8 protein-coding genes and 1 pseudogene are annotated in these 8,636 nt (G+C 65.0%); 4 read left to right on the plus strand and 5 right to left on the minus strand.

Annotation, left to right across the window (positions count from 1 at the left end; translation table 11 throughout):
- On the plus strand, nucleotides 1-1,206 hold a 1,206-nt coding region (locus tag EOC06_RS19735; protein WP_128308569.1), incomplete at its 5' end, for an EAL domain-containing protein.
- Nucleotides 1,207-1,260: 54 nt separating this feature from the next.
- Here EOC06_RS19735 and EOC06_RS19740 read toward each other — a convergent pair.
- Nucleotides 1,261-1,455, minus strand: a complete 195-nt coding sequence (locus tag EOC06_RS19740) for a hypothetical protein (RefSeq protein WP_164748793.1) — start codon at nucleotides 1,453-1,455, stop codon at nucleotides 1,261-1,263.
- Between the two features lie 320 nt (nucleotides 1,456-1,775).
- Here EOC06_RS19740 and EOC06_RS19745 point away from each other — a divergent pair.
- Nucleotides 1,776-2,488: pseudogene (locus EOC06_RS19745) on the plus strand (3-keto-5-aminohexanoate cleavage protein).
- Here the strand turns inward: EOC06_RS19745 and EOC06_RS19750 are convergent.
- The 3 genes from EOC06_RS19750 to EOC06_RS19760 are packed head-to-tail and all read right to left on the minus strand — an operon-like array spanning nucleotide 2,485 to nucleotide 6,460.
- Nucleotides 2,485-3,666, minus strand: coding sequence for a serine hydrolase (locus tag EOC06_RS19750; protein WP_245469808.1), 1,182 nt, complete (start codon nucleotides 3,664-3,666; stop codon nucleotides 2,485-2,487). The pseudogene EOC06_RS19745 and the gene EOC06_RS19750 overlap by 4 nt on opposite strands.
- Before the next feature lie 3 nt (nucleotides 3,667-3,669).
- Nucleotides 3,670-5,271, minus strand: a complete 1,602-nt coding sequence (locus tag EOC06_RS19755) for an ABC transporter substrate-binding protein (RefSeq protein WP_128308570.1) — start codon at nucleotides 5,269-5,271, stop codon at nucleotides 3,670-3,672.
- Between the two features lie 55 nt (nucleotides 5,272-5,326).
- A complete protein-coding gene (locus EOC06_RS19760; protein WP_128308571.1) occupies nucleotides 5,327-6,460 on the minus strand; it encodes an FAD-binding oxidoreductase in 1,134 nt (377 codons plus the stop codon).
- Nucleotides 6,461-6,595: 135 nt separating this feature from the next.
- On the opposite strand from EOC06_RS19760, the gene EOC06_RS19765 reads away from it, so the two are divergent.
- Nucleotides 6,596-7,213 carry a helix-turn-helix domain-containing protein gene (locus tag EOC06_RS19765; RefSeq protein WP_128308572.1) on the plus strand — a complete coding sequence of 206 codons (618 nt, stop codon included), beginning with the start codon at nucleotides 6,596-6,598 and terminating at the stop codon, nucleotides 7,211-7,213.
- 126 nt (nucleotides 7,214-7,339) lie between these two features.
- Here EOC06_RS19765 and EOC06_RS19770 read toward each other — a convergent pair whose 3' ends face one another.
- Nucleotides 7,340-8,335, minus strand: a complete 996-nt coding sequence (locus EOC06_RS19770; RefSeq protein ID WP_128308573.1) for an ornithine cyclodeaminase family protein — start codon at nucleotides 8,333-8,335, stop codon at nucleotides 7,340-7,342.
- Nucleotides 8,336-8,462: 127 nt separating this feature from the next.
- Between EOC06_RS19770 and EOC06_RS42915 the strand changes: the two genes are divergently transcribed.
- On the plus strand, nucleotides 8,463-8,636 hold a 174-nt coding region (locus tag EOC06_RS42915), incomplete at its 3' end, for an Lrp/AsnC family transcriptional regulator (protein ID WP_245469813.1).

Here is an 8,636-nt window from a genome sequence, read left to right on the forward strand (position 1 = left end):
GTGTTCTACGTCGATCTCGACTACTTCAAGGCGCTCAACGATTTTGCCGGCCACGCGGCCGGCGACCTGGCACTGAAAAGCGTTGCCCTAGGCATTCTGGGCTGCCTTCCCCCGACGGCGCATGCCGCGCGCCTGGGCGGTGACGAGTTCGCGCTGCTGATGCCCAATTGCAATACGGCGCAGGCCGGGCGGCTGGCCGACGCGGTACTTGCCGCGGTTCGCGATGCCGAACTAGGATCGACGGCCACGTCGCGCAAGCTGGCGGCCTCGATCGGCATCGCCTTCGTCGATGACGCCAACACGACGGTGGCCGACGCGCTGGCCTGCGCCGACGACGCCTGCTACGCTGCCAAGGCCGCCGGGCGGAACCGATTTGCCGTCTTCTCCACCGATACGGCATCGGGTTCGGGTGGCCTCAACGCGGCGCGCGTCGTCGCCGATACGGTCGATGCCATGGAAGACGGAAGGCTGAAGCTGTTTGGCCAGGAAATCCATCTTCTGGGCCGTCCCTGGCTGGAAAGCCGCCATGTCGAAGTGTTGGCCAGGCTCGCCGCCCGCAACGGCCGGCTGGTGCCACCCGGCGAGTTCATTCCGGTGGCCGAGCGGTTCGGCATCGCGTCGCGGCTCGACCGCTGGATCATCCGCACCGCGCTGTCGCGGCATGGTGCCGCCTTGCGTTCGGGGACGTTGACGCTTGGCTTCAATCTGTCGGCGCAGACGCTGAGCGACCCGCAGCTTTGGGACTTCGTGGACAACGTCATAGAAGAAACCGGGGCGCCGCATTCGGGCATCGGCTTCGAGATCACCGAAACCACCGCCGTCACCAATTTCGACGCCGCCGAACAGTTTGTGCGCAAGGCGCGCGAGCGGCGCTGCAGGGTCAGCCTCGATGATTTCGGCGCCGGTATGAGCTCGTTCGAATATCTCCGGCGGTTCCCCGTCGACACGATCAAGATCGACGGTTCCTTCATCGAACACATCACGCAAAGCCGTTTCGACCGCGAGATCGTGCTGGCCATCACCAGCATCGCCCGCAGCCTCGGCTGTGACGTGGTCGGCGAGAAGATCGAACAGCAGGACACGCTGGCCATGTTGAGCGACATGGGCGTCGCCTTCGGCCAGGGATTTTTGCTGCACCGGCCAGAGCCGCTGGAACGAATTGTCGCGCGTGCGACCAAGGGAGCGACGGCCCGCAAGGCATCGTGATCCGGGTGCGGCGAGTTTCAGGCCAGGCCGAACTGACCTGAAACTCGCCGCATTCTATCCGGTTCGCCGCGCCGTCGATTGCGGAAACTCCAGCACTCCAGCCTCGGGTCGCCTGTGCTGCGCTTCCGTCACCGCTTCGATCAACAGATCGAGCGCTTCACAGGCCGCGCGACTCGTCTCGTCGTTGCCTTGCAGATAATGATAGGCTCGTTCGAGGTGGATGCGGGCGGCTGAAAAATCGCTGGTCAATGGTCCCTCCATGATCCCGCCCTAGAAGACCTTGCCGGAGACGAGGGAACGCCGGGTAAATATCCACGAGCGGCTTTTATTCAAATGCCGCCGAATGTTGCGGGGAGGCGCGCGGCGTTGATGCTGCCAATCTCCCCCCGTGGGGGAGATGTCCGGCAGGATAAAGGGGGGCGCTGTCCTGCCGACCTGAACAATCAGATTTTCGATCTGTTTCGCAGCCTGCACGCTTGATGAGATTGAAGATCTCCCCCACACGGGGGAGATTGGCGGCTTCACCGCCGCGTGATTAGACTGTCAACTTCCTGCGCAAGGTGAGACCGATGATCGTCCAGGCCTGCATCAACGGCGCGCGCGTGCGCGATTTCCACCCGAAGCTGCCGCTGACTGCTGAGGCAATGGCCAGCGATGCGGCAGCCTGCGTCGCCGCTGGAGCGCCGAACTGCACATCCATCCGCGCGGCACTGACGGGCGCGAAAGCCTGGCAGCCGTCGACGCCACCGTGCTGGCGGTGCGCCGGACCTGCCCGGGAACACTGGTCGGCGTGTCGACCGGCGCCTGGATCGAGAACGACGTCGAGCGGACCCGCACGGCGATCGCCGGCTGGCGAGACCTGCCCGACTATGCTTCGGTCAACCTGTCCGAACCGGATGCGCCCGCCGTGATGGAACTGCTGCGCCAGCGTGGTGTCGGCATCGAGGCGGGGCTTGCCGTCGTCGCCGATGCCGAGCGCTTCGTAGCGCTTCCCGGCCACGACCAGGTGCTGCGCATTCTGATCGAGATCGACATCCCGGACCTGTCCGCTGCACTCGACGAAGCGCATGGCATCGTCGCCGTGCTCGAGCGCGCCGGGGTACGGCGGCCGATCCTGCTGCATGGCGTCGATGCAACTGTCTGGCCCTTCGTCAAGCTTGCGCATCGCAAGCGCTGGTCGACACGGGTCGGTCTGGAAGACGGCAATACGCTCGCCGATGGAACTGTGGCGAAGGACAACGCGGCGATCATCGCTGCCGCCGTGGCGATCTTTCGCGGCTAGTTTTCCAGAATGATCCTGATCGCCTTATCGACCACCGGATGGAGGCCACTGGCCTGGAAGGACAGCCGGTTGCCGGAGCCGACATTGCTGGTCATGGCGATGGTCAGGCCGGACAGCGGGTCGTGCAGCATCACGGCGACGTAGCCGGGGATGCTGCCCTGGTGGCCGTAGAAGGCGCGATCGGCGTAGGCGCTCTGGAACATGCCGGCGCCGGTCTCGCGCATGCGTGTGCCAGGGAAACTTGCCGGCACGCGGTGTTCGAACATCTCGGCGAAGAACGGCGGCGACAGCAGCTTTCCGGAAAAGAGACCACGCATGAAGCTCACCATATCGGACGGCGTCGACACCATGTCGCCGCAGCCATAAGCGGCGCCGAACGGGAAGGAATCGGAGGAATCCTGCAAGTCGTCGGAGTAGGGCAGCACGCCATCCATGCGCCACATCTCGCCGCCCGAGGCGATGTCGGTGGGCGCATTCGCTGGCGGCGGGGGGCGGTGGTAGTAACCACGCACCATCGACTTTTCCGGAAAGGCTTCGGTGGCCGGCGACCAGGTGTTTGTCAGGCCGAGCGGGTGCAGCATCGCGCTTCTGACATAACCGCCCAGCGACTGGCCGGAGACAGCCTCGATCACCATGCCGGCCAGAACATAGCCGGTGTTGTTGTAGACGGCGGGCCCGCCCGGCGCCTTCTGCTTGTCGGAAACGAAGGCTATGTCGACCAGCTGTTGCGGCGTCCATTGCCGGCTCGGATCCATCGGAATGTAATATTCGAACTCGGGCAGGCCACTGCGGTGGTTGATCAGCTGGCGCACCGAAATGTCTTCTGCTCCCGGGAGGTCGGGAAACCAGGAGGCGATCGGCGCGCCGAGGTCGAGCTTGCCGTCCTGAGCGAGCTTGACCAATGCGGCGGCGACGAAGGTTTTGGTGCAACTGCCGATCTTGAACAGGCGGTCGGGCGAGACGGCAATGCCATGCTCCCGGTCGGCGAGGCCGGCAGTGAGGGCGGTTGGTGCGGCGCCTGTGGAGTAGGCGAGCGAGGCGCCTACCGCGCCCTCGGTGAGATAGGTCTTGAGGAGGGCGTTCAGGTCTTCACGCATGGATTCTGCTTTCGCCGCCAAATTGCTGGTTTCATAGGTGTCGGTGCGTCCCCGGGCCGAGCCCGAGGGCAGGGTCGCCAAGCTTCACTCCGCCATATCGACGGCGGCAAAGTTCTGCCGGCCGAAGGGGTCGAGCACGTAGTTGAGCACGCTCTTGCGGATCGGGATCGCCACCACCGAATGGGCGATCGGCGCCACCGGCACCTCGACCTTCAGGATCGCTTGCGCCCTGGCGTAGATGTCGGCGCGCTGTTTCGGATCGGCGGCGACGCGGCCGTCCTGCAGCAGCTTCTCGAAGGCCGGATCGCACCAGCGCGAGCGGTTGGAGCCGCCCTTCACGCCGTCGCAGGACAGCAGGTAGCTCAGCATGTTGTCGGGGTCGCCATTGTCGCTGCTGCCGCCGAGCAGATAGGCGTCCTGTTCGCCCGCCGCGGTGCGCTTGAGATATTCGCCCCATTCGAAGCTGACGATCTCGGCCTTGACGCCGACCTTCGCCCAGTCGGCCTGGATCATCTCGGCCATGCGCTTGGCATTGGGATTGTAGGGCCGCGATACCGGCATCGCCCAAAGGCTGATTTTCAGGTCGCTTTCGTGGCCGGCTTCCTTCAGCAGCGCCTTCGCGCCATCCGGGTCATAGTCGATGCCGGCGTCGGTGACGGCGCCGATCTGCGCCGGCGGCACGACGCTGCCGGCGACCGTGCCGGCGCCGGCATAGACGGCGTCGACGATCGCCTTGCGGTCGACGGCCTTGGCCAGCGCCATGCGCACGCGCACATCGCCGAGCGGCTGGTGTTCGACATTGAAGCCGAGGATGCCGATGTTCTGACCCTTGAGGTCGAGCACGGTGATGTCGGGATCGGTGCGCAAATCGGCGACGGCGCTTGGCGGGGGCGGGGCGGCGACCTGGCACTCATTGGCCTTGAGGCGCTCGACGCGCGTGGTCGGTTCGGGGGTGACGGCGAAGACCAGAGTGTCGATCTTCGGCGGGCCGCGCCAATAATCCTTGTTGGCGGCGTAGCGGATCTGGCTGTCGGGGACATAGGCCTGCAGCACGAACGGGCCGGTGCCGACGGGCTCGCTATCGATCAGTTCCGGCGTGCCGGCGGCGACCATCTTTTCGGTCTGCTCCAACGACAGGATAGAGAGATAGTCGAGCGCAATGCCGGGCAGGAAGGTGACATTTGCAGCCGTCAGCGTGAAGCGCACGGTGTGGTCGTCGACCTTGTCGATCTTGTCGATCAGCGTGCCCATGCCCAGTGCGTTGAAGTACTCGTAAGCGCCGCCGCCGAGCTTGTGGTAGGGATTGCTGGCGTCGCGCTGGCGGTTGAAGGTGTACAGCACGTCGTCGGCATTGAACTCGCGCGACGGTGTAAAGTGGTCGTTCGACTGGAATTTCACGCCGTGGCGTAGGTGGAACGTGTAGATCTTGCCGTCGGCTGAGACCTCCCAGCTTTCGGCCAGCGCCGGCCCGACCTCGGTCGTGCCAGGCTTGAACTCGACCAGCCGGTTGAAGATCGTCTTGGCGGCGGCATCCATGGTGGAGTCCGCCGTGCCGATCGCCGGGTTGAAGGTTTCGGGATTGGCTTCCGAGCAATAGACCAGGGTTTTGGCGTAGGCCTGTCCGCCAAGAAGGACGGACGAGGCCAGCAAGGACGAGCTAAGGACTGCGCGCAGAACGGATTTCATCGCAAACGCTCCTGATGACACTTTACGGGTTGAGGGAAGGGCAGGCCGGTGAAGTTCATGGCGTCGCCGCCGGGGTGATGAAACGGTCGGGCGCAAGCGCGGCGGAGGTGATACCGCGTGCCGTGAGATCGTCCGGCAGCGGCTGGCCGCGCAGCAGCGCCGCACCCAGCCGCGCCAGCGTCAGCGACACCTGGAAGCCGTAGCCGCCCTGGCCGCCGAGCCAGAAGAAGCCGGGCAGGCGCGGGTCGAAACCGATGACCGGCGTGCGGTCGGGCGAAAAGGTGCGCAGGCCAGCCCACGGCGTCGACGGACGGCCGATGCGCAGCGACGTCGCCTGTTCGATGCGGTCGACGGCGATGGCGACGTCGATGTCTTCCGGATAGGCGTCGCAGGGTTCGGAATCGGTCTCGTCGGCCAGCGAGCCGATCAGCCTGCCGGCATCGGGCTTGAAGTAGAATTGTTCATGCAAATCGACCACCAGCGGCCAGGCGCTGATGTCGGTGCCGGCGGGCGGATCGAACAGGAAGGCGGGGCGGCGCTTCGGCCGGAAGCCGAGACCGGAGAGACCGGCCAGCCCGGCGACGACATCGACCCAGGCGCCAGCGGCGTCGACGACGATGTCGGCCTGGTAGGCGCCGGCACTGGTGGTGACGCTGAAGCCGTTTGCGACGCGAGAAATCTCCAGCACTTCCTCGCCGGTGCGGATCACGCCGCCGCCGGCCTTGAGCGCGGAGGCTGAAGCCGCAAGCATCTTTCCCGTGTCGACATCGAGCGCGCCGGGTTCATGCACGCCGCCGCAGGTGGTTGCCGTGGCGATGACCGGTACCAGCGCGGTGACTTCTGCTGCTGACAGGCGCCGTACGCTCGGCACCAGCGCCTGCATCTCGGCCGCCATGCGGTCGACGGCTGCACTGTCTTCGACACCGCCGACGTGCAGCGCGCCGCGCCGGTGGGCGGCGAAGCCGCCATTGATGATAGCCTGTCGGCTGGCCAGCGACAGCGCCCGCACCAGCGCATTGCCATAGGTTTCGGAAAACAGCGCCGCGGAGCGGCCGCTGGCGTGGTAGCCGAGATGCGGCTCGCGCTCGAGCACGGTAATCTCGGCCCAGGATTGCACGGCCGCCGCCAGCGAAAGGCCGGCAATGCCGCCGCCGATGACGACGATTTTTTGGTGAGACTTGGACTGCATGTCCTAGGGGTAGAAATATTTTCGTATCCAGTCAATATTTAGCGTATAAGAAAATTATTAGCGTTGTTGATGGCGGCAGGGAGTTGGACTACCTAGGGTGAAGAAGCGGCTCAGTGGCCGCGCCAGGAGCTGACGATGTCGGAGCAACCGAACCTCGGTGATTGTCTGCGCGGCTTGAGGAAGACGCATGGCTGGACCTTGCAGGAGGTCAGCACGCTGACCGGCGTCGCGGTGTCGACGCTGTCCAAGGTCGAGAACGACCAGATGTCATTGAGTTACGACAAGCTGCTGCAGATCTGCGAGGGGCTGGGCATCCATGTCACCGAGCTGCTGAGCGGCGACCGCAAGCAGCCGTCTGCGCGCACCCGCCGCTCGGTGACCTCTCAGTCCAACACGCTGCGCCAGCTGACCCGCAACTACGATTACCGCTATCTGGCCACCGATCTGGTGCGCAAGCGCATGGTGCCGATCCACGCCTATGCACGCGCCCGCACGCTGCAGGAATTCGGCCCGCTGACCAGGCATGCCGGCGAGGAATTTTTGATCGTGCTCAAGGGCGAGATCGAACTGCACACCGACCAGTACGCGCCGGTGCGGCTGAAACAGGGCGACAGCGTCTATATCGATTCCACCATGGGTCACGCCTACCTGTCGGTGGGCGAGGGCGACGCCGAGATGCTGTGCGTCTGCTCCGGCGACGAGCCTGACATGGAGGGCGCGCTGCTGAGCGTGCTGGAGACGGTGGAGGGGTAGGGGCAGGTCCCAACCCTCCACGTTGGTGCTGCCCCTCATCTGGCTGCCGCCATCTTCTCCCCGTAAACGGGGAGAAGGACGATCCTATCGACGGGCGGCGCTGGCTTCAACAATTGAGCGGCTCCGCTACAGCGCAACTACACGTCCCATTCCCCGCCGAACCGCCTCGCGGTAGGCGAGATCGGCGGCCACCATGTCTTCCATGGCGACGCCCATGGCCTTGTAGACGGTGACCTGATCGGCGCTGACCCGTCCCGGCCGCCGCCCGAGCAGCATGTCGCCGAGCTCGATTCCGGCTTTCGGATCAATGCCCGCCAGTTCGCAAGAGCCGACCGGCGTCGGGGCAAAGGCATCCCTGGTCTCGACGAACAGGCTGGCCCGGCCGACAAGCTCGACCGGCAATTCGCCGCCCGGCGGGGCGACGCCTACCGACGAGACATGGGTGCCCGGCCGCACCCATTCGGCCGAGATCACCGGCGCATAGGAATGCGTTGCCAGGCAGACGACGTCGGACGAACGCACCGCGGCCTCGATATCGGCGACGGCAACGACACCCGGATGTTGCGCGGCAAGTGCTTGCGCATCTGAAAATTCCTTGGAGACAACGCGGATCTCGGTGAAGTCGCGCACCAGCGGCAGAAGATGCAGATGCTGGCCGGCCTGCACACCGGCGCCGACCACCGTCGCGACCTTGGCGCCGCGGCGGGCGAGTTCACGCACCGAAAGCACGGCCGAGCCGGAGGTGCGCACGGCGGTGATGTAGGTGCCGTCCATGACGCAGACCGGCATGCCCGTCTGCGGGTCGAACAGATGGATGGTGGCGAGGTGGCTGGGGATGCCTTTGGCGACGTTGCCCTCGAAGACGTTGACGATCTTCACCGTCAGATGCATGCCCGCTATCCATGCCGACATCGCCAGCGAATAGCCGGCCTGCGGAACATCGAGCTGCGGCCGTGCCGGATTGACCACCTTGCCGCCGGACAAGGCCTTGAAGCCGCCAGCGAGTACGTCGAGAAGCTGGCGCAGGTCGATGCAGGTTTTCACCTCGGCCTCGCTCAGGATGAGTACGGGCATGTCACCCTTGGCCTGGGCGCTGCGGGAGGTCGATATCGCTGATGTCATGGGATCCGCTTTCGTTGTCGGTTGCACGACAACGGTATTGCGGTCCGGGAGCGTGATGAAATATACTGCTTTTGCTATTTTGGCGTGATTATCACGTTTGTTCTGGTCAAAAAGTGTGAATCCTGAAATGGACGATCTCGACCGTATCGACCGCTCGCTGCTACGTTTGTTGCAGGAGGACGGCCGCCGCACGACGCTCGATCTGGCGCGCCGGGTCGGTCTGTCGCCGACCGGGGCGACGCAGCGCGTCAAGCGGCTGTTCGCCGAAGGCTTCATTCGCGCCGTGCGCGCGGTGCTCGAT

Origin of the sequence: Mesorhizobium sp. M7A.F.Ca.MR.362.00.0.0 (assembly GCF_004023175.1) — a bacterium.
GTDB lineage: Bacteria > Pseudomonadota > Alphaproteobacteria > Rhizobiales > Rhizobiaceae > Mesorhizobium.